Source organism: Avrilella dinanensis (assembly GCF_002807015.1).
Classification (GTDB): domain Bacteria; phylum Bacteroidota; class Bacteroidia; order Flavobacteriales; family Flavobacteriaceae; genus Flavobacterium; species Flavobacterium dinanensis.
In genome coordinates this window covers 1,418,270-1,439,151 of record NZ_NIPO01000001.1, presented here as the reverse complement: position 1 = coordinate 1,439,151, position 20,882 = coordinate 1,418,270, and the positions used below count along the sequence as shown (strand labels likewise).

The window sequence follows — 20,882 nt, the reverse complement described above, 5'->3', positions numbered from 1 at the left end:
AACCTGTTACAAAAAGGTAATGTTAAATAAAAACTAAAAAATTTTTCATTTTTTTTTGTATAATTCAAAATAAATAAATAGGTTTACGCTTTATAAAAATTAAATAAACCTCAAATAATATATGAAGAAGTTCATTACACTTGCAGCAGTTGCGTCATTGTTGTTCAGTTGCGGTTCTGGAGATAGAGGTGAGCTACTAGACGGAGTTCAAGGAAAACGTTGGGTCACAGAGAAACCTCAGGGAATGTCTTACATTCCGGGTGGAACCTTTACTATGGGTAAAACGCATGAAGATTTTTTAGGTGCCGAAGATGCTCCACCGAAACAAGTTACGGTAGGTTCATTCTATATGGATGAAACGGAGGTTACGAATAACCAGTACCGTAAGTTCGTTGAACACGTTAAGGACTCTATTATCAGAACTCGCCTAGCCATTATGGCTGACGAAATGGGTATGGAGCCTGCAGCCGGAGGAATCGGTGAGTTTGCCTTCTTACCTGAAGAAGATCCTACATTGAATCAGAACCAATCTGCCTATGATCGTTACATGTACGACAACTATTACAGTATGGCAATGGACGAAGACGAATATGCTGGACGAAGATTAAACAAAAAAATCAGATTGATTACCGACACGCGTCGTTATCCAGACGAATACTATGTAGAGGCTATGGACAGTTTATACATTCCGGCAGACCAGAACATGCTTGGATTAACTGTGTTCGATGTGGCAAAGCTACAGTTTAAGTATTCTTACTTCGACAGAGAAGCCAACCTTAAGGATAACACGACAAGTGCAAGAGACAGAAGGTCAAAATACCTGAAAACAAAAATAGTAAGTATCTATCCGGACACGACTGTTTGGGCAAAAGAAATGGCTGGTAGTTATACCAACCCGATGGTTGACCAGTATTTCTGGCACGAGGCTTACGGAGAGTATCCTGTAGTCGGAGTTACTCAGGTTCAGGCAGAAGCTTTCACAGCGTGGAGAACGTTGTACAAAAATGCTTATCTGAAATCAAGAAGAGGAAACTATAATTTTGAAGAATACCGTTTGCCTACAGAGCAAGAATGGGAATATGCAGCTCGAGGCGGTATCGAAAGAGGAATGTATCCATGGGGAGGCCCTAATGTGGTTGACGAAAAAGCATGTTTCCTTGCTAACTTCAAAACAGACCGAGGAGATTATGCTGCTGACGGAGCAATGTTTACCGCAGAGGCAAGATCATACGCGCCTAACGGGTATAACTTGTATAATATGTCAGGTAACGTAGCTGAATGGACTGCTGACGCCTATGTACAAGGAGCTTATGTAACCAACTCAAGTTTTTCCGCAAAAGCAGTTGCCGCAGACGCCAACCCATTGAGAGTGGTTCGCGGAGGCTCATGGAGAGACCCTTCATACTTCCTGCAAGTTGCAACACGTGACAAAGAAGACAAAGACTCTGCAAGATCATACATCGGTTTCAGAACAGCATTCAAAGCAGCGGGACCAGCAGTTGACGAAAGAAATATTCCGACAAGCGGAAGAAGTGGCAGATAATAATAAAACAGTAAAATTAAATTCCAAACATTAAATACACATTTGAATTATGGCAATACCAAAAAAAGTAATGAACTTTTGCTACGGAATGGGAGCTTCTGTGGTAATTATAGGAGCATTGTTTAAGATTACTCACATGGAGTGGGGTCCGTTTAATGGAAACAACATGCTTACAGTAGGGTTAGTAGTAGAAGCAATCATCTTCGCTATCTCTGCCTTTGAACCTGTAGATGATGAATTTGACTGGTCGAGAGTATATCCTGAGCTAAAAGGAGGCGAACCAAGACAAATGCAAGTTGCTGCCGGTGGATATTCCGGAGGAGGTGCCGTAACAACAGTTAGCGGAGGTGCCGAAGGTGGTAAATATGCAGGCGGAAATTATAATGCTTCTGGTTTTGTTGGTGGCGGAGCTGTTGCACCTGCACCGGAAAGAGAAATGCTTTCTGACAAATTAGACAACATATTAAAAGAAGCTAAAATCGACGGACAGTTGATGGAAAGCCTTAGAAACAGTATTCAAAACTTCGAGGCGGCAGCAAAAGGAATTGCACCTACAGTTGACGCGGTAGCATCTTCTAACAAATATGCTGAAGAAATGAGTACGGCAGCTGCACAATTAGCGTCGTTGAATGAAATGTACAAATCTCAGTTAGACAGTGCTACTAAAAATGCAGACATCAACAGAGAAGTAGCAGAAAACAATTTGAAATTGAAAGAGCAAATGCAAGTCTTAGGTGCCAACCTATCTACATTGAATGCAGTGTATGGCGGTATGCTAACAGCTATGGGAAAAACAGCTCTTTAATAATATAAACTTAAACTAAACTATGGCTGGAGGAAAATTAACAGCAAGGCAAAAAATGATTAACCTGATGTATCTGGTGTTTATCGCAATGATGGCACTAAATATGTCAAGGGAAGCATTGACCGCCTTTGCTATGATGGACGCAAAATTTGTTGAATCTAATAAAGATGCTCAAGACCAAAATAAATTTTTACTTGAGCAGCTAGACCAAAGAGCTGGCGATGAACCAGTTAGATATGGAGAACCTTATGAAAAAGCTAAACAAATTAGTGCTTTGTCTAATGAGTTTTACACTTACCTTGGAGAATTGAGACAATCTGTCATCGAACCATTTGAGAAAAACAAAGATGAAAACGGAAATTTGCCTTATGAGCAAATGGACAAAGCAGAAGTAATTGATTATGGCTGGTTCGTAAAAGACAAATATTCTGAAAAAGGAGAAGAAATCGTAGCTAAAATTAATGGATTTAGAAACTCTTTCAACGAAATATTAGGTATTGACGCAACTTTCGACTTCTTAAAAAGAAAGTTAGACGACAGATTTAACACAGACAATGTTATTGATGCTGATGGAAACGATAGACAGTACCTGGATTATCATTACAAAGGATTGCCTTCAGTATCAGCTATGGCAAAACTATCTGCGATGCAGAATGATATCCGCCAAGTAGAACAAGAAGCCTATAACCTTTTCTTAGGCAACTCATTAAAAGAAGCAGCTTCATTTAGCAACTACAGGGCGATGGTATTTACAGATAAATCAGTGTATTTTGAAGGAGAACCAATCACAGGAAGTGTTGCTTTAGCAAGATTCGATGACAGAACCGTTCCTACTAAGGTAGTAGTAAACGGTCAGGAAATAGATTTGAAAGACGCTAAATCATTCAAAGATGGGCAAGTACAAATTAATACCAGAGCAGGAAGAATTGGCGAGCATAAGTTTGTAGGGCAATTTACTTTCTTAGAAGACGGTAAAGTTATTCCTGTTGATATCCAAAGCTCTAACTATGTGGTTGTACCAAGACCAAATTCGGCGACAATCGCAGCAGACAGAATGAATGTGGTGTATATGGGATTAGATAACCCAATATCTGCGTCATTTGCAGGAGTACCAAGTGACAAAGTAACTGTTACGACATCAAGCGGTAGTCTGAGAAAAACAGGTGATGGTAAATACATTTTGACCCCATCGGCAACCAGAGAAGTTGTTATTACAGCCAAAGCTACATTACCTGATGGTACATCTACCAGTGATCAACAAACTTTCAGAGTTAAGCCTGTACCAAGACCATTTGGAACAATCAGAGGTACAGAAGCTGCTCAAGGTCCTATTAATAACTTAAAGATATCAACTATTGGTGCCAAATTTGATGATTTTGAATTTGATGTATCATTACAGGTTACAGAATATACTATTATATTCCCGAGAGGATTAGGTTCAGAAGTAGTTAAAGGAAGTACCAGCTTGTCTGAATCCGCAAAAAGAAAAGCAGATCAGTTAAAATCAGGGGATATTGTTAGAATAACCGGTATTAAAACAAGAATTTCTGGTGTTGACATGAGAACTAAAGATGCAGCAGATGCAACTTATACCATTCAATAATAAAAGTATAGATTATGAGATTAAATAAATTTTTTCTTAGTGCTTTGTTCTTAGTAAGCAGTTTTGGCGTAATGGCTCAAAACTACCTGCTAAACGCAAAATCGCCTGACGAAATCACAGACAAAGGTATCGAAGATATTATGGCTGAAGCCGATGGACCAATACCTTACCCGCACATCAACGAAAACGACATTTTGTTTTCAAAAATGGTATGGGAAACTATTCCGTTGGACGAAAGAGCAAACTTGATTTATTACTATCCGGAAAGAGAAACAGAAGAGAGAAAACCTCTTTTTAAAGTTTTGTTAGACGCAGTAAAATCTAAAGATATTACGGAAATCTATGAATCAGATGATTTCAAGGTTAAACTTAATTTTGAGCAATTAAAAGATAAGTTTACCCGGAAGGATACAATGCCTGAGGGCTTTGATCAATTATTGTTCGGTGAACAAATTGACCCTCAATTTATTGTCGAATATACTTTAGAACCAACAGATGTGGTAGAATATCATATTAAAGGAGTATGGTATTTTGACAGAAATGCAGGAGAGTTAAAATACAGAATTCTCGGTATTGCCCCTGTCGTTTATGACATCAACACCAAGCGATATGCTAAAGAAGAATGGCAAGCCATCGAACTGTTTTGGATTTTCTATCCGGATCCAAACGTGAGAAACGTATTGTTCAGTAACTACGCTTTCAACGAGAAAAATCCACGTAAGAAAATAAACTTTGACTACTTGTTCAACGCACGAAGATTTTCCGGGACTATCTATAAAGTAGAGAATATTCAGGATATCACAATCTCAGAGCAAGTCGGCGAAAATGCATGGTTCCAATTGATGGAGGCAGAGCGTATCAAAGAAAACATTCGTAACATGGAAGATGATTTGTGGTCAAACTAAAACATAAATCACTTTAAAACTATAGAAAACTCTTACCTTTGTAAGAGTTTTTTTATTTATGAAAACAGATTATATCATTGTCGGAGGAGGTTTGGCCGGATTGTGTTTTGCTGCATATTGCCGCCAAAACAATAAATCGTTCATACTGATTGATTCCAGTGAAAACAGTAAATCTTCATTAGTTGCCGTCGGGTTATTTAATCCGATTATACTAAAAAGATTTACCGCCATTTGGAACGCCGATTACCAAATGAATCTCGCCAATCATTTCTATACAAAACAGGAAAAAGTCCTCAAAAGCAAGTTTTTTCATTACGTACCACTATACAGAAAATTTGCTAATGTCGAGGAACAGAACAATTGGTTTGCTGCTTGTGACAAAGCCACTCTACGAGAGTTTCTCACAGATAAAATTATCTATGAAAACATCAATGGGATTGATGCACCATTAGGTTACGGAGAAGTACACCAATCCGGCTATTTAGATACGCAACAGTTTGTTCGTGTCTTTCATCATCATTTAGCCAACAACAATCAACTACAAACAGAATCGTTTGATTACACTCTTTTGCAAACAGAAAACAATAAAATTGTTTATAAAGACATCACAGCCGCGAAAATCATTTTTGCCGAAGGCTTTTCGATGCACAATAATCCTTATTTTAATCAACTACCTCTTGACGGAACAAAAGGCGAAGTGCTGACTGTTCGTATTCCGGATTTAAAATCGGACGTTATTCTTAAATCGAATATTTTTGTACTTCCTATTGGCAATGATTTGTATCGCGTGGGAGCAACCTACGATTGGGAAGATAAGGATGACAAAACCACCGAAGAAGGAAAAAATCAACTGCTGAGCGACTTAAAAGAACTGACAAATCTTCCGTTTGACATTGTGGAACACAAAGCCGGTATTCGTCCTACCGTCCGGGACAGAAGACCACTTGTCGGAACACATTACAAACACCAAAATATACATTTGCTCAACGGATTGGGAACACGAGGTGTATTACTCGGACCTTATTTGGCAGAACAACTGTTTAATCATCTCGAAAACAACACCGATTTACCTAAAGAAATCGACATCAACAGGTATTATAAAAAACAAAATTTAATATAATCAGCCATGCTAAACATACATAATCTGACGGTTTCATTTTCCGGAGAAAACCTTTTTGAAGGAATTACATTTCGTTTGAACGCCGGAGACAGAGTCGGCTTAATCGGAAAAAACGGTGCCGGAAAATCAACTATGCTTAAAGTTTTATCCGGAGAAATCGCCCCGGACGGAGGAAGCATTGCAACCGAAAAAAATCTGCGAATCGGTTTCCTGAAACAGGATTTGGATTTTGAATCCGGAAAAACCGTTTTGGAAGAAAGCTATCAGGCATTTACAGAAATAAAATCCATTGAATCACAGCTCGATAAAATCAACAATGAACTGGCAACCCGTACAGATTACGAATCGGAATCTTACAATGATTTGATTGAAAAGCTCAGCGAACTTACCCATCAATATGATATTCTGGGCGGATACAACTACCAGGGACAAGCCGAAAAAGTTTTGTTAGGTCTGGGGTTCAAACCCGAAGATTTTGACCGGTACACCGAAACTTTTTCGGGAGGTTGGCGAATGCGTATCGAACTGGCAAAATTATTACTTCAGAACAACGATGTGTTGCTACTGGACGAACCGACGAACCACCTCGATATTGAAAGTATTTTGTGGCTGGAAGGTTTCCTGAATAATTTTCCCGGAGCGGTTGTTTTGGTTTCCCACGACAAAACATTTCTAGATAATGTAACCAATAGAACCATTGAGATTTCTTTGGGAAAAATCTATGATTACAATAAGCCTTATTCACAATATCTCGTGCTCCGCGAGGAAGTGAGGACCAATCAGCTGGCAGCACAAAAAAACCAAGCAAAAATGATAGAGGACACCGAAAAGCTTATCAATAAATTTCGGGCGAAAGCCAACAAAGCATCAATGGCACAGTCATTAATCAAAAAACTGGATAAAATCGAGCGAATTGAGGTGGACGAAGAAGACAATGCGGTGATGAACATCTCATTCCCTATTTCGGTTAATCCCGGAAAAGTGGTATTGGAAATAGAAAATTTTACCAAGGCTTTCGATGATAAAATTATTCTGCAAAACCTCAACCTGAATATCGAACGAGGTGACAAAGTGGCTTTTGTGGGGCAAAACGGCGAAGGAAAATCTACGTTGATAAAAGGTGTTCTCAACGAATTTGATTACCAAGGAACTATCAAACCGGGACACAATGTACAGATAGGTTATTTTGCCCAAAATCAGGCAGATTACCTCGATGGCGAAAAAACGATTGTGGATACAATGATTGACGCCGCAGACGATTCTAACCGGGCAAAAGTGCGGGATATGTTGGGAGCATTTTTGTTCAGAGGCGATGATGTAGAGAAAAAAGTAAAAGTGCTTTCGGGAGGCGAACGAAACCGATTGGCATTGTGCCTAATGTTGCTCAAACCCATCAATGTTTTGCTGATGGACGAACCAACCAACCACCTGGATATCGCATCGAAAAACGTATTGAAAAAAGCCCTGAAAAAGTTTGAAGGAACGCTTGTGATTGTTTCGCACGACCGGGATTTTCTGGAAGGGCTGACCGACAAGGTATATGAGTTTAAAAACCGAACCATTAAAGAATATCTAGGTGATATTAACTATTTCCTCGAGGAGCGAAAAATGGCAGATATGCGGGCTTTTGAATCCGAACAGAAAAACAGACAGAAACTCAAGGAACAACCAACCGGCGAGAAAAAAACGAAAATGAGTTATGAGCAACAGAAAGCACTAAAATCTTTACAAAATAAACTTTCAAAGCTGGAAACTCAAATCAGTGATTTAGAGAAAAAAATAGAAAAATCGGATAAAGAACTGGCTCAAAACTATGAAACACTGATGAATGACACCCAATGGTTTTCAAAATATGAAAAGCAAAAAAATGAATTGGAACAGGCGATGACAGATTGGGGAAATGTTCAGGAAGAATTAGACAGGCAATAAAAAAAGAGAGTGCTTTTCAACCACTCTCTTTTTAACTAAATGTGTTGCGTTAATTCTGATGTCTGACAAACAAACTCAATCCGTTGAGTTGTCTGATAACTTTCGGGTCTTTGGCTACTTTTTCAAACTCTTCGCCGAGTAACACTTTAAATCTTTCTGTAAGCGAATGGCAGAACTGTTCGATTTTATCTTTGGGAATATCCGCATTCGTTGAGGCTAATTTATCATATTTTGCTCTCAACAGATTTCGTGCTTCTACCAAATTAGCTTGCGGAACTTTATCTACATGCTGCTTTAATAAATTCATATCCTGCTCGACAAATTCAGCAAATTTATTGGTGTTTTTTCTTACCTCTTCAATAGTCAAGTTATTAATCTGAGCTTCTGCCTGCAAACCAAATGCAGCAAACATGGCTAAAAACAATATTTTCTTCATAATTTCTATTTTTTAATTTCAACAGAATCAAATATATAAATTTTTTCTGAGAGTTTGTTATGTTTTTATTTTTTTTACCACAGACGCAGAAATATTCACTTTCAGGACAAATGACCTGAAAAACAGATTACAAAAAAAAGCAACTCCGTATGAAGTTGCTTTTATATTTTGAATAATCATTGATTATTTCACTACTAATTTTCTTGTAGCAGATTTTCCGTCTTGTGTGATTTGCATCATGTAAACACCTGATTTAAGCGATGAAATGTTTACTGACTGGCTTACGTTTGCTTTCAAAACTGTTTTTCCTAACAAATCTGTGATTACGATATCTTTGTTAGACAAGCTGTTCGAAATTACGTTTACCACATCAGATGCAGGATTTGGATAAATGCTCAACCCCTCGATGCTATTCTTTTGTGTAGAAGTTGGTTGTCCTTGATACACTTTAACATTATCTAAATAAATATCACTGCTATTTGCGTAATTTCTAAAGTTCACCCGTATGCCCACAGCACCTTCTGGTGCAACCTCAGAAACTACTACTTCTGTCCATTCTGAAACCGCAACATGAGAATCTGCTGGTTGAAAAGTTTCTACGTTTTCTGGTAGATTAACATTGGCTCCCTCTTCATTCAATGTTCTCCATTGAAACCAATGTTTGAAGTTTAGTTCGCTTCCTTCTGATTTGTACCAAAAGCTAACGGTGTAAGTTTCTCCTGCTGTTACTTCAATATCTTGTAATCCTCCATTGTTATTTCCGCTGGAAGCTGCTCTTGCTTCTATTTTTACCGAGATATTGCCATCTTGTGCATCTCCTTCTACCTTAGAAATGATTCCGTTTGACAAGTTATTAGGAGAAAAGAACCAGCCTTCTGGAGCCATTGTCCCATCTTCCCAAGTCTCTAAACTACCATTTTCGTTAAGCAACGTTTGTGCCTGTACGGTAAATGCCATAGCTACAATGGCGATTGCTGTGTAAAATTTTTTCATAATATTTTTGTTTTAATTTTGCTCTGCAAAGTTACAAATATTCTCTTTATTTATTTTCTTCTAATATCAAGAAATCGTTAACTATTTAAGCACTAATTTGCGGGTTACAGTTTGTTTTTTCTCTGTAACTCTAATCAAATAAATGCCTGGTTTCAAGTCTTCGAGTTGTAAAACCACCCGTTCTGCGTCGGATTGTGTGGCATACACTTTTTTGCCGAGCAAATCGAACAATTCAATCTGCTTGGTGCTATTTGACGATGTGGAAACCACAACCTGCTTGTCGGTAACCGGATTAGGATAAATTTGCAATCCTTCAATCTGATTGTCTTTTTGGTTATCTTTTGGTTGATTTTGAGCGAATCCGCTTAGGTTTATCGTCAAAAACAGGATAATTATAAAGAGATACTTTTGCTTCATAGTAAATAAATTGTAGGTAAATATACAAAATATATTTCAAAAGTAATGCCAAAAAAATTACCTGTCATTATTGACAGGTAATTTTAGGGTTATTTTATGATTGTATTCTTACAAACCTACAGACCAGCCTTGTGCCCAAGATGGGGTTGCTGTTCCGTTTCCTGCTCCGGTTGCTGTTCCGTTTTCGGTATAAATACCTTCGGCTGTCGCATTGGCAGGCGTAGTTACGTTTTCAAATTTAACATTCGTAGCTTTCAGTTCCGTACCAACATAACCTGCTGATAAATCCGGTGCAGCCTGAACGTCGAAACCAGTTCCCCAGTTTTTCAACACTACATTGTCGAATTGTGCTTTTGTTCCCACTCTCAGTTTGATAGCGTGGTTTTCTCCTCCGCCATTATTACCAATCAATGTTAAATTTTTGATAGTAGGGTTAGAGATTGGCGTAGCAGCTTCGTTATTCGAGTTATTATCTGCTTCGATACCTCTGTTTCCGTCGTTGGTTCTGATTCCGTACCAGTTTTCTCCGGTTCCGTTCCAGCCTTCTGTCCAGTCAAATAAATCATCGCCTACTTCAGATGCGTAGTTGGTAACGATTAAGTGAGAAGCATCTACTGTACCTCCGAACCACTCGAAACCGTCGTCTGAACCTTCGTGAACTTGCACATAATCAATAGTTGTTCCATTACCAACACCAAACATAGAAAGTCCGTTGAATTCTTTGTCTGCGTTGTAAGCATATCCTGAATATTCAATTCTCAGATATTTGATAGAGCCTGAATTATCGGTTACATCTGTTCCTCCATAAGTTAATTCAGAAACCTCTGCAGTAGCTGTTGTCCCTTTATTGATAGGTGCCTTTCCACAAAGTACCAAACCACCCCATTTACCTGGTGTTTTTTCTTCTGCAGTCATTACCACAGGATTAGATGAAGTACCTTCTACGAAGATTTGACCTCCTTGCCCTACTGCAATATAACGAACTGCGTTAAAATCGTTGTCTGAAGAAAGACTTGTAGCCTCAATTTTTACTCCGGCTTTGATGGTTAATTTTCCACCGTTGGCTACAACTAATTTTCCGGTTAATTTGTATGTTCCGTCTGTCAGGGTAACGTGTTCTCCGCTTTTGATTTCGCCTCTAAGGTCATTTCTGTCCACGACAAAATCTCCAGGGTTTTGTTCTTCCGGTGTGTTGTCATCACTTGAACAAGAAACTGTTGTTGTTGCAAAAGTGAAAGATAATAAAGCTAAACTAAATAGTCTTAAAATTGGCTTTTTCATTGTTTTTCTAATTTTGATTAATGTTTGTACAAATTTGATTATAAATTATTTAAGCGATATTAAGCAAGTGTAATGAAATTGTTACGGGTTGATGAAAGTTGGAAAGTTTTAAAGTTGAAAAGTTACAACATTAAACTTTTCAACATTAAACCCATCAAAATGTATATTTCGCACCAAGCCCTATGAACATTCCTCTTTTGTATTTGATAGCGTCTATATCGCCTGAAGCATTTTGCTGTACTCGTCTGAATTCCGGATTAAGCAGGTTTCGTGCTGTGAAATCAATTGCGATATTTTTATGAATTTTAGTTTTCAAAACAAAATCCAGCGTGCCCATTCCTTTATCTACCAGGTTTCCTTTTTGCTCTACACCCAGAGCGTATAAGCGGTCGGAATAATGCGCGTAGGCTAAAGTAGCTGTCATACCACGGTCATCGCTCCATTCTTTGGTATAGGAAACATCTGCATTAATCAGCAAATCGGAAGCTCCGGTAAACGATGAACGTTCGTCTGTGAAATTGGTATTAATTAATCCGTTTGTTTCACGTTGTATTTTTTCTCTGTCAATTTTTTGGTCGGTTTTCATGTAAGATACATTCAATCCGGCAACAAGCTTGTTCTCATAATCGCCACCAAAATCAGCAATTCTTTTCTTGATTTCAAATTCAGCTCCGTAAGCATATCCTTTGTCGCCAATGTTTACCCACGTAATATCGTTGGTCGAAGACGCCATCGTGATTTCGTTAATCGGGTCGATGATGTATTTACCGAAAGCGGTAACTGAAATGACCTCATCGTTCATCGGGAACATTTCCCATTTTAAATCAACATTGTAATTTTGCGACGGATATAAATAAGGATTACCCACTTTGATTTCCGTTACGTCTTCATAGATAAACAAAGCACGTTCTTTGAATTGCGGCAAAGTGTAGGTTTTACTGGTTGCGAAACGTAAATTCTGGATTGGGTCAAGTTCGTATTTCAATGATAAGGTTGGCAAAAATTCATTCCTTTCAAAAGTATTTGAATCACCGGCTGCGTCCAATTGCGTACGCCAGTTTACGGTTTGGTCGATTCTTTCAAACCGCAGACCGACAACAGTGCTTAATTTTTCCGACAAACGGTATTCCAGATTGGCGAATCCGGCATGAATGTTTTGTTCTCCCGAATAAGTCTGCGGTGTCATACCCGCAAAAGATTCTGTACGAAACAATCCGTTGCTGAAATTCTCTGCATTGAAAAACGAATCCAAATTATTCGGATTTACAACAGTTTGAAGTGCATTACCCGAAATACGGAAATTGAACTGAATCGCCTCAAAATCTCTTTGTTTCATTCTTCCGTTATATCCTAAACTCAATTTTCCCTTGGCATTACCGAATTCATCAACGCCTAATTTGTAATTCAAAGCTAAGTTCGCTGCGATTTCATCTTCTTGCAGGTGTTGGAAATAACGATGATTGTCCGTAATAGTGTTTTGTGCCAAGCGATAAGTATCGGTATCGCTCCAGTGATACAATTTATTCTGCGTTCTGTCTGGCATATCACTTTCAATCGTATTGTAAGCAACCGCCCAGTCCAATCCTAATTTTTCATTCAATTTGTGTGAACCTAAAAGCTGGTTGATTAAAACGGTATTCTGAATAAATGTTCCTCTTTGAACAATATGGTCATCGTGTGTACCTTCAAAATCACGGTCATATCCGGTATAAGTATCTCTTGATAAATCAGATGAATTCACGTACAAAAGGTTGTAAGCCAGCTTGTGATTGTCGTTGATATGATAATTCGCATTAAACATACCAGTTGTATTGGTCGTATGCGAAAATTTTTCCTGACGGAAAGATTTTAATTTTGACCCTTGGGCATTCAAACTTTGATTCAGACCTTCTCTGAACTGGAAGCCGTTGTCAAAATTGGCTGTAGCAAATAAATTCAACCTTCCTTCCTGCCCGATGTTGAATGATTTTCCGGCTTTCAGACCAAAGTTTCCGCCAACCTGCCCGACGTGTTTCGGGTTTAAGCTGTTTTCAAAACTGTAATTTGTCAGCGGATTTGCCGGAACGCCATAAGAAGCATATCCCATTGAACTCGGTCCCTGAGGCAATAAAAACTCACTTCCTTTGCTGGTGGCATTGGTGTTGATTTTTGTACCCAATTCGATTTCAAGCAAACTGTCGTCCTGAAAATCTTTGGAAAGAATATCGATATTTGCCCCACCGAAATCTCCCGTGTTTTTTGCACTAAAAGTTTTATCAATGGAAATATATTCTACAATATCCGTTGAAAAAAGCTCCAGGTTTACATTCTTTTTTTCCGGGTCGTTGGACGGAACAGGTAATCCGTTTAAAGTGGTAGAATTGTAACGGTCGCCCAAACCACGTACATATACATTATTGCTTCCTTCCTGCTTGGAAATTCCCGACGTTTTAGCAACAGCCGAAGCAACGTCGCTCACTCCTTTTCGCGAAAGCTCCTGTGCACCAATTTGTTGTTTTATTTCCAACGATTTTCGTTGTTCATTTAATAAAACACTTTCGTCGGCTTTGTTGCTCGACACGGTAATAACCAAGTCTTCCAAATCGTTATCTTCCGGGAAAAGCTCAAACAGCAATTCATCGGATAATTCCGTTATGGTTTCGGACACCGTGCCGTAGCCCAGATATTCTATATCCAGCTGAGCAGGTATTTTTTTCAAGGTTAATGTAAAACTTCCGTCCTCTTCGGTTTCCACACCGATCTCCTGTTCTGCAACTATCACAGTTGCGTAAGGCAACGGTTCACCGGTAGCAAAATCAATCACTTGCCCTTTAACCGTCAATGTGCTTTGAGCGAAAAGACCGCCCGAAAATAATAGCACAATCATTGATAAAAAAATTCTCATACTTACTTGTTTAAAACTTCGGCAAAGGAAACAAGTGTATGTAAATAAGGTGTTAGCTATTGTTTAAGACTATGTGATAAAAAGAGCGGTAAGGTTAATTTTATTTAAAGTTATATGTCAGGTAACGAATATATTTGTGTGTTTCGTGACTTTCTCTCACACGCCCCTTACCTCTTCTGAAAACTTTTCCATTAACTGCACCATTTTTTCCTGAATTTCGGCAAAAGTCAATTTGTCTTTGGTTTGATATAGAAACATGAGTGCGTAGGGCTGATTGAGGTCAGTTGGCAAAAGTGTTTTATTCAGCCGGTAAGCCTCTCTCAACAAGCGTTTGAAACGGTTTCTGTCCACTGCTTTTTTGAAATACCTTTTCGACACCGAAACGCCTGTCTGAAAAGAGCTTTCTGCATCAGAAACAGGAGCAAAAACCAATCGCAGAGGATATTTGGATACCGATTTTCCTTCTGAAAACAACAAATCGATATGTTTTTTCTTTTTCAGTTTTTCAGTTTTCGGATAGCCGCAGGTTTTTATCGTTTGTTTCAAATTTTGATTTTTTCTGATTTTCAATCGGTTATCTCGAAGCAGTCATATTAGCCGGATTAAGGTAATCGTCCAGTTGTTCTTTGGTCAGCAAGTTTTCTTCCAACACAAGCTCGTAAACACTTCTGCCTGTCTCTAAGGCTTTTTTAGCAATAAAAGTACTTGCTTTGTAACCAATATATGGATTAAGAGCCGTTACAATTCCGATACTGTTTCTGACTTCTTTTTCCAGATGCTCCGCATTTGCCGTGATACCGTCCACGCATTTTTCTCTCAGCGTCAGCATACCGTTGGTCAGGTATTTAATCGATTCCATAATAGACAACGCAATTACAGGTTCCATTACGTTCAGCTGTAACTGCCCCGCCTCCGATGCTATCGCCACCGTTAAATCATTACCCATTACTTTAAAACAAATCTGATTGACCACTTCCGGAATCACAGGATTTACTTTTCCCGGCATGATAGAAGACCCGGGCTGCATCGGCGGTAAATTAATTTCGTATAATCCTGTTCTTGGCCCTGAACTCAGCAATCGCAAATCGTTACTTATTTTAGATAGTTTTAAGGCTAATTTTTTTAACGCTGAAGAATATTCTACAAAAACGCTGGTGTCTGAAGTCGCTTCCACCAGGTTTTCTGCCAAAGTAACCGGCTCTCCGGTAATTTGTGCGATTTTTTCGATACACAATTCAGCATAGTCTTTCGGGGCATTTAATCCGGTTCCGATAGCTGTGGCTCCCATATTCACTTCCAAAAGACGGAAACTCACTTCCTGGAGGTTTTTAACTTCTTTTTTAAGCATATAAGCAAATGCTTCAAACTCTTGCCCTAAGGTCATCGGCACAGCGTCCTGCAGCTGCGTGCGTCCCATTTTAATAACCATTCGGAATTCCTCTGCTTTTTTATCAAAGGCAAAATAGAGTTTTTCCAACGCATCAATCAGAATTTTGTTTTGCTCAAAAAGGGTTAGTTTCAACGCTGTGGGATAAGCATCATTCGTAGATTGAGATTGATTCACATGGTCATTAGGCGAGCAATATTTATACGCTCCCCTGCTCTTACCCATTTTTTCGAGGGCAATATTGGCAATCACTTCGTTGGCTGCCATATTCACAGATGTACCGGCTCCGCCCTGCATCATATCAATAGGAAATTCTTCCGTGTGTTTGCCGTCTATAAGCTCCTGCGATGCAATAGCAATAAAATTGAAAATTTCTGTGGGTAACAATCCCAGTTCGTGATTGGCTTGTGCTGCACCCAACTTGACTACGCCCAGTGATTTGACAAACAAAGGGAACTGCGACAGTTTGTGTGTTGATATATTAAAATTGTTTATGGCTCGTTGTGTCTGTACTCCGTAATAAGCTTTTTCGGGTACGTCTAATTCTCCTAACAAATCTGATTCTTTTCTCATGAGTGCTGTATTTGCTAATGAAGTATAAAGGTACTGATTTTTTTTAAGTTTTGTTTTATTTGCCTATTGAATCTACCGTTTGTCTCATAACTACCATTAGAATAATTTAATATAAGGTTCGAACATAAATATTTGCCCTCTTTTACCGCCCGTCATTTCTTTTAATATATCATATTGTTCCATTTCATCAATAATTTTGTAGGCAGTTGGCATTGATACGCCTGTAAATGCTACTACCTGTTGGGCATTGATGATGGGACGTTGATATAAATGTTCTAAAATATTGAGTAAATGGTGGCTTCGTGTGCTGTTCTTTTGTATTAATTCTTCTTTTTCCTTTTTCAATTTTAATATGGCATCGAATGTAGCAACCCCACTTTTCGCTGTTTCTATGATGCCTACCAAAAAAAACTTCAACCACTGTTTCATATCGCTATGCGTACGAACACGCATCAAATTATCGTAATATAGTCCTCGGTTGCGTTCAAAAAAATCCGATAAATATAAAATAGGTTTTTTAAGAATTCCCTTATCGACTAAATAAAGCGTAATCAATAAACGCCCTACACGACCATTTCCATCTAAAAAAGGGTGAATGGTTTCAAACTGGTAATGTATCAATGCAATCTTTAACAAATCAGGAAAAAAGTATTCATTGTTATGAGCAAATTTTTCCAGATCATTCATCAATTCCGGCACAGAAGTATGTACAGGTGGTATAAAAGTAGCGTCATTTATACTGGCACCACCTATCCAATTTTGACTGGTACGGAATTCGCCAGGCAATTTATGTTCTCCACGGACACTTTGCAATAATATACGATGTGTATCACGGATCAACCGAGATGAAAAAGGTAAATCGTGGAGTTTCTGAATGGCTTTGTTCATCGCCTCTATATAATTATGGACTTCTACCCAATCGTCTCTTCGCTCAACTCCTAGATCTTCTTTATCCAAAAAAGCATCTTCTATATTAGTTTGTGTACCTTCAATCTTGCTACTCTGTGTAGCTTCCTTGGCTACGTGCATACTGATGAACAAGTCGATATTGGGGATATATTCGGAATACATATCCAAACGCCCCATCTGTCGGTCAGCTTGGGACAGCAATTGTTGTATCTCCATATCGTCCAATAACCATTGCTTGTTCAGTTCGGTAGGCTGAAAACTTTTGTAATATCCTTGGTTAATATAGGTCCCTGCTTTGAAATCTTTCATTGGAATTGAATTTATAAGAGTATTTTAAATAAGCCATAGCCTTATTTAAAATACGATAAGCTAAATTAAATAAAAAAATCCTTATTTAAAAATGTGTGATAATTTTTAAATAAGCCGAATCTTATTTCATAAAGTCCCAAAAACATATCGGGAAGAGAGTTATAGTTAACTTTCTTCCCGATATAATTTCAGTAAAATACCTAAACTATGCTTATATAGCTTCCACCATCAATCCATCGTCGGTTTTTTCTACCTTCGCCAACTTATTGCTGGTCAAATCTTTAATCGCTTTGTCCCATTTTTTGTTAGACAATCCCGATTCACTTTTCAGGTTATCTAAAGTCGTATTTCCTAAAGATTGAAGTAAATTAAAAACGGCTTGGGCGTCATCTGAAATTTTCGGTAGTTGTTTTTCCGGTTTCATCTGTGGGAAAAATAATACTTCCTGAATAGATTCATTGTTGGTTAAAAACATGGTTAACCTGTCCATTCCGATACCTAAACCTGATGTTGGCGGCATACCGAATTCCAAGGCACGCAAAAAGTCCTGGTCAATAAACATGGCCTCGTCATCGCCTTTTTCGGATAGTTTTAATTGTTCCTCAAAACGTTCTCTTTGGTCGATTGGGTCGTTCAGCTCAGAATAAGCATTTGCAATTTCTTTACCGCAAACCATCAGCTCAAATCGTTCGGTTAGTTCCGGATTATTTCGGTGTTTTTTCGTTAATGGTGACATCTCAACGGGATAATCCGTGATGAAAGTCGGCTGAATAAAATTCGGTTCACATTTTTCCCCGAAAATTTCGTCAATCAGCTTGCCTTTGCCCATGGTTTCGTTCACATCGATTCCCATCTCAACAGCGGCTTTTCTGATTGCCTCTTCCGATTTTCCGTCGATATCAAAACCGGTATATTTAAGAATCGCTTCACGCATAGAAACTCTCGGATATGGTGCTTTCCAGTTGATTTCATGTTTACCGAAAGTGCTTGTTGTAGTACCGTTTACTGCAACCGCACAATTTTCCAGCAACCGTTCAGTAAAATCCATCATCCAGTTGTAATCTTTATAAGCTACATAAATTTCCATCACTGTAAACTCAGGGTTATGTGTTCTGTCCATACCTTCATTTCTGAAGTTTTTGGCAAATTCATATACGCCGTCAAATCCCCCAACAATTAATCTTTTTAGATAAAGCTCATTGGCAATTCTTAAATACAATGGAATATCCAAAGCATTGTGATGAGTCGAAAAAGGTCTTGCAGCTGCACCACCTGGAATAGATTGCAAAATAGGTGTTTCCACCTCCATGTAACCAGCATCGTCAAAAAAGTTACGCATTGCTTTGAACAATTTGGTGCGTTTCACGAATGTTTCTTTGTGTTTTGGATTCACGATTAAATCCACATAGCGCATACGGTAACGTAATTCCGGGTCGGTAAAAGCGTCAAACACTTTTCCGTCGGCATCGGTTTTGGGTAATGGCAACGGTCTTAAACTTTTACTCAGCAAAACCAGATTCTTTGCACGCAAAGTTTTTTCGCCGACCTGCGTGGTAAACAATTCGCCTTCCACCCCGATAAAATCGCCTAAGTCGATGAGCTTTTTGAAAACTTCGTTATACAAAGTTTTGTCTTCACCCGGACAAATTTCATCTCTGTTGATGTATAATTGCACTCTGCCTTCGCTGTCCTGTAACTCGGCAAAAGAGGCTTTCCCCTGCACGCGTGCAGACATCAACCGTCCGGCAACAATCACTTGCTTGCCTTCCTTGAAATCATTCTTTATCTGTTTGGAAGTGTGGTTAACCGGATACAACTCGGCAGGGTACGGATTAATACCCATCGCCTGAAGTTTGTTCAACTTCTCTCTTCTGATGATTTCTTGTTCTGACAATTGCATAATGATTGTAATTAAATTTAATGTGCAAATATAACAAAACTATTGGCTAACTTTTGCGGATAATTATGCTGAAAAATCGGTTTAAAATCCCGAAATTTGAAGAAAAATTCATCCAATGAGTATTTGGAGGGTAATATTATCTATTATTTTTCCGCCTTTGGCAGTGATTGACAAAGGTTGCGGCTCTGTTGTAATCGTTGCTCTGCTGACGATTGCCGGGTGGATTCCGGGAGTAATCGCGGCATTAATTATATTAAACAATCCAAAACACCAAAATTAAATCTATGAACAAGCAAGTACAACTCATCGACTTAGGCACCAAAGATTATAAAGAAACCTGGGATTTTCAGGAAGGACTGTTTAAAAGTATTGTGGATATAAAATCTGCAAACAGAGATAATGACACGCCTAAACCAACGCCAAACTACCTGTTGTTTGTAGAGCACCCGCATGTTTATACCTTGGGAAAAAGCGGGGATATGAGCAATTTACTACTGAATGAGAAACAGTTAGAAGAAAAAAATGCTACATTTTATAAAATCAACCGTGGAGGCGATATTACTTATCACGGTCCCGGGCAGATTGTCGGTTATCCGATTCTGGATTTGGACAATTTCTTTACCGATATTCATAAATATTTACGTTTGCTTGAAGAAACCATCATTAAAGTTCTGGCTGATTATGGCATCGAAAGCGGGCGGAGTGAAGGCGAAACAGGTGTCTGGCTCGACGTCGGGACGCCGTTTGCCCGAAAAATTTGTGCTATGGGCGTACGGGCATCACGCTGGGTAACTATGCATGGGTTTGCCCTCAATGTCAATGCTGATTTGGGATATTTCGATAATATTATTCCGTGCGGTATTCGCGGAAAAGGCGTAACTTCTATGCACGCCGAACTCAACCGAAAAGTAGATGAACTCGAAGTAGAAAAGAAAATTATCAAATATTTTTCGGAGTTGTTTGAGGCGGAAGTTGTTGTTTGATAACCTAAAGTGTATTTGTCGGTATATCAAAAGAGTTGATTAGTTATTTCTAAGCCATTGAATATCTTCCAAAAGTTGTTTTACATTTTTGGTATCGTCTTGATTTTCATCTAGTAATGTACCATCATAAAAGCCTCTGATTCGTCCTTTTTTATCAACCAGAACAAAATTTTCGGTATGAACCATATCATATAATTCGTCCGGACTTCCTGTTTTAACCGCCAAAAAAGACTGACGAGCCAAATAATAAATATCTTTTTTATCACCGGTAACCAAATTCCACTTTTCATCAATTACCCCTTTTTCATCGGCATATTTTCTCAGGACTTCGGGCGTGTCAATATCTGGAGTAACAGAAAGAGAAAGCAACTTCACATCGTCCATATCTTTAATTTGTTCCTGTAACCAAGCCATGTTATCGGTCATAATCGGACAAATGGTCGGGCAGGTAGTGAAAAAGAAATCCGCTACATAAATCACATCTTTATAATCATCTTGCGTAATGGTTTTGTTATTTTGATTCTGAAAAGAAAAATCAGCTATTTTATGCCTGAATTTGTTGTTCTGATATTGAATAAGGGTATCTACCAACTCCGGATTAACCATTGCCGGCGTATAAACCGGTAGTTGTTTGACAGGTTTGAGTGCGTTGTAAAAAAGTGTCAAAACCACCGCACTAATCAAAGATAAAACCAGAAAAAACCAGCGATAACGCTTAAATATGTCAATCATGTTTTTGTTTTCAAAATTACACAATGATTACCCGAAAAACGTTAATTATTATTTAATATGATTGTTTAAAGTCAAATTGAGTTTTGAAAACTGAAAAAACAATTGAATAATTTGAAATTTCGAACGTGAAATTCTAACTTTGGTTGTAGCGATAACAGCCTGAAACAAAAAAA

At 38.5% G+C, this 20,882-nt stretch carries 18 protein-coding genes; 8 read left to right on the top strand and 10 right to left on the bottom strand.

Annotated features, from left to right (window positions below; translation table 11 throughout):
* Nucleotides 1-121: 121 nt before the first annotated feature.
* The 6 genes from porK to CDL10_RS06795 are packed head-to-tail and all read left to right on the top strand — an operon-like array spanning nt 122 to nt 7,905.
* Entirely contained in the window at nt 122-1,543 is a 1,422-nt protein-coding gene (gene porK, locus CDL10_RS06820; RefSeq protein WP_100677836.1) for a T9SS ring complex lipoprotein PorK/GldK, read from the top strand.
* Nucleotides 1,544-1,592: 49 nt separating this feature from the next.
* A complete protein-coding gene (gene porL / locus CDL10_RS06815) occupies nt 1,593-2,348 on the top strand; it encodes a type IX secretion system motor protein PorL/GldL (protein WP_100677835.1) in 756 nt (251 codons plus the stop codon).
* Nucleotides 2,349-2,370: 22 nt separating this feature from the next.
* A complete protein-coding gene (gene porM / locus CDL10_RS06810; RefSeq protein WP_100677834.1) occupies nt 2,371-3,951 on the top strand; it encodes a type IX secretion system motor protein PorM/GldM in 1,581 nt (526 codons plus the stop codon).
* 14 nt (nt 3,952-3,965) lie between these two features.
* Nucleotides 3,966-4,856, top strand: a complete 891-nt coding sequence (porN, locus tag CDL10_RS06805) for a type IX secretion system ring subunit PorN/GldN (RefSeq protein ID WP_100677833.1) — start codon at nt 3,966-3,968, stop codon at nt 4,854-4,856.
* A gap of 58 nt (nt 4,857-4,914) precedes the next feature.
* Nucleotides 4,915-5,976 carry an NAD(P)/FAD-dependent oxidoreductase gene (locus CDL10_RS06800; protein WP_100677832.1) on the top strand — a complete coding sequence of 354 codons (1,062 nt, stop codon included), beginning with the start codon at nt 4,915-4,917 and terminating at the stop codon, nt 5,974-5,976.
* Between the two features lie 6 nt (nt 5,977-5,982).
* Nucleotides 5,983-7,905: an ABC-F family ATP-binding cassette domain-containing protein gene (locus tag CDL10_RS06795; RefSeq protein WP_100677831.1), complete on the top strand. Its 1,923-nt coding sequence runs from the start codon at nt 5,983-5,985 to the stop codon at nt 7,903-7,905.
* Nucleotides 7,906-7,954: 49 nt separating this feature from the next.
* Here CDL10_RS06795 and CDL10_RS06790 read toward each other — a convergent pair whose 3' ends face one another.
* The 9 genes from CDL10_RS06790 to lysS form a co-directional block, all read right to left on the bottom strand.
* Nucleotides 7,955-8,341 (bottom strand): hypothetical protein, encoded by a 387-nt coding sequence (locus CDL10_RS06790; protein ID WP_100677830.1) that lies wholly within the window; start codon nt 8,339-8,341, stop codon nt 7,955-7,957.
* A gap of 183 nt (nt 8,342-8,524) precedes the next feature.
* Nucleotides 8,525-9,334 carry a T9SS type A sorting domain-containing protein gene (locus CDL10_RS06785; RefSeq protein WP_100677829.1) on the bottom strand — a complete coding sequence of 270 codons (810 nt, stop codon included), beginning with the start codon at nt 9,332-9,334 and terminating at the stop codon, nt 8,525-8,527.
* Between the two features lie 81 nt (nt 9,335-9,415).
* Nucleotides 9,416-9,751 (bottom strand): T9SS type A sorting domain-containing protein, encoded by a 336-nt coding sequence (locus CDL10_RS06780; RefSeq protein WP_100677828.1) that lies wholly within the window; start codon nt 9,749-9,751, stop codon nt 9,416-9,418.
* Nucleotides 9,752-9,859: 108 nt separating this feature from the next.
* Nucleotides 9,860-11,032: a hypothetical protein gene (locus CDL10_RS06775; protein WP_100677827.1), complete on the bottom strand. Its 1,173-nt coding sequence runs from the start codon at nt 11,030-11,032 to the stop codon at nt 9,860-9,862.
* Between the two features lie 154 nt (nt 11,033-11,186).
* Entirely contained in the window at nt 11,187-13,916 is a 2,730-nt protein-coding gene (locus CDL10_RS06770; RefSeq protein ID WP_100677826.1) for a TonB-dependent receptor domain-containing protein, read from the bottom strand.
* Nucleotides 13,917-14,072: 156 nt separating this feature from the next.
* A complete protein-coding gene (rnpA, locus tag CDL10_RS06765; RefSeq protein ID WP_243389303.1) occupies nt 14,073-14,462 on the bottom strand; it encodes a ribonuclease P protein component in 390 nt (129 codons plus the stop codon).
* Nucleotides 14,463-14,490: 28 nt separating this feature from the next.
* On the bottom strand, nt 14,491-15,876 hold the full coding sequence (gene aspA / locus CDL10_RS06760; RefSeq protein ID WP_100677825.1) for an aspartate ammonia-lyase: 1,386 nt from the start codon (nt 15,874-15,876) through the stop codon (nt 14,491-14,493).
* 96 nt (nt 15,877-15,972) lie between these two features.
* A complete protein-coding gene (locus CDL10_RS06755; RefSeq protein WP_100677824.1) occupies nt 15,973-17,094 on the bottom strand; it encodes a Fic family protein in 1,122 nt (373 codons plus the stop codon).
* Between the two features lie 211 nt (nt 17,095-17,305).
* Entirely contained in the window at nt 17,306-18,994 is a 1,689-nt protein-coding gene (gene lysS / locus CDL10_RS06750) for a lysine--tRNA ligase (RefSeq protein WP_100677823.1), read from the bottom strand.
* 115 nt (nt 18,995-19,109) lie between these two features.
* Between lysS and CDL10_RS06745 the strand changes: the two genes are divergently transcribed.
* Together CDL10_RS06745 and lipB are read left to right on the top strand one after the other, a co-directional pair.
* Nucleotides 19,110-19,274, top strand: a complete 165-nt coding sequence (locus tag CDL10_RS06745; protein ID WP_100677822.1) for a YqaE/Pmp3 family membrane protein — start codon at nt 19,110-19,112, stop codon at nt 19,272-19,274.
* Between the two features lie 4 nt (nt 19,275-19,278).
* Nucleotides 19,279-19,977 (top strand): lipoyl(octanoyl) transferase LipB, encoded by a 699-nt coding sequence (gene lipB / locus CDL10_RS06740; RefSeq protein ID WP_100677821.1) that lies wholly within the window; start codon nt 19,279-19,281, stop codon nt 19,975-19,977.
* Nucleotides 19,978-20,016: 39 nt separating this feature from the next.
* Here the strand turns inward: lipB and CDL10_RS06735 are convergent, their stop codons facing one another.
* Entirely contained in the window at nt 20,017-20,709 is a 693-nt protein-coding gene (locus tag CDL10_RS06735; protein ID WP_100677820.1) for an SCO family protein, read from the bottom strand.
* Nucleotides 20,710-20,882: the final 173 nt, after the last annotated feature.

What these genes read in the sequence shown, in the direction of transcription:
- porK (WP_100677836.1), top strand. Translation starts at nt 122, where the DNA reads ATGAAGAAGTTCATTACACTTGCAGCAGTTGCGTCATTGTTGTTCAGT.
- porL (WP_100677835.1), top strand. Translation starts at nt 1,593, where the DNA reads ATGGCAATACCAAAAAAAGTAATGAACTTTTGCTACGGAATGGGAGCT.
- porM (WP_100677834.1), top strand. Translation starts at nt 2,371, where the DNA reads ATGGCTGGAGGAAAATTAACAGCAAGGCAAAAAATGATTAACCTGATG.
- porN (WP_100677833.1), top strand. Translation starts at nt 3,966, where the DNA reads ATGAGATTAAATAAATTTTTTCTTAGTGCTTTGTTCTTAGTAAGCAGT.
- CDL10_RS06800 (WP_100677832.1), top strand. Translation starts at nt 4,915, where the DNA reads ATGAAAACAGATTATATCATTGTCGGAGGAGGTTTGGCCGGATTGTGT.
- CDL10_RS06795 (WP_100677831.1), top strand. Translation starts at nt 5,983, where the DNA reads ATGCTAAACATACATAATCTGACGGTTTCATTTTCCGGAGAAAACCTT.
- CDL10_RS06790 (WP_100677830.1), bottom strand. Translation starts at nt 8,341, where the DNA reads ATGAAGAAAATATTGTTTTTAGCCATGTTTGCTGCATTTGGTTTGCAG.
- CDL10_RS06785 (WP_100677829.1), bottom strand. Translation starts at nt 9,334, where the DNA reads ATGAAAAAATTTTACACAGCAATCGCCATTGTAGCTATGGCATTTACC.
- CDL10_RS06780 (WP_100677828.1), bottom strand. Translation starts at nt 9,751, where the DNA reads ATGAAGCAAAAGTATCTCTTTATAATTATCCTGTTTTTGACGATAAAC.
- CDL10_RS06775 (WP_100677827.1), bottom strand. Translation starts at nt 11,032, where the DNA reads ATGAAAAAGCCAATTTTAAGACTATTTAGTTTAGCTTTATTATCTTTC.
- CDL10_RS06770 (WP_100677826.1), bottom strand. Translation starts at nt 13,916, where the DNA reads ATGAGAATTTTTTTATCAATGATTGTGCTATTATTTTCGGGCGGTCTT.
- aspA (WP_100677825.1), bottom strand. Translation starts at nt 15,876, where the DNA reads ATGAGAAAAGAATCAGATTTGTTAGGAGAATTAGACGTACCCGAAAAA.
- CDL10_RS06755 (WP_100677824.1), bottom strand. Translation starts at nt 17,094, where the DNA reads ATGAAAGATTTCAAAGCAGGGACCTATATTAACCAAGGATATTACAAA.
- lysS (WP_100677823.1), bottom strand. Translation starts at nt 18,994, where the DNA reads ATGCAATTGTCAGAACAAGAAATCATCAGAAGAGAGAAGTTGAACAAA.
- CDL10_RS06745 (WP_100677822.1), top strand. Translation starts at nt 19,110, where the DNA reads ATGAGTATTTGGAGGGTAATATTATCTATTATTTTTCCGCCTTTGGCA.
- lipB (WP_100677821.1), top strand. Translation starts at nt 19,279, where the DNA reads ATGAACAAGCAAGTACAACTCATCGACTTAGGCACCAAAGATTATAAA.
- CDL10_RS06735 (WP_100677820.1), bottom strand. Translation starts at nt 20,709, where the DNA reads ATGATTGACATATTTAAGCGTTATCGCTGGTTTTTTCTGGTTTTATCT.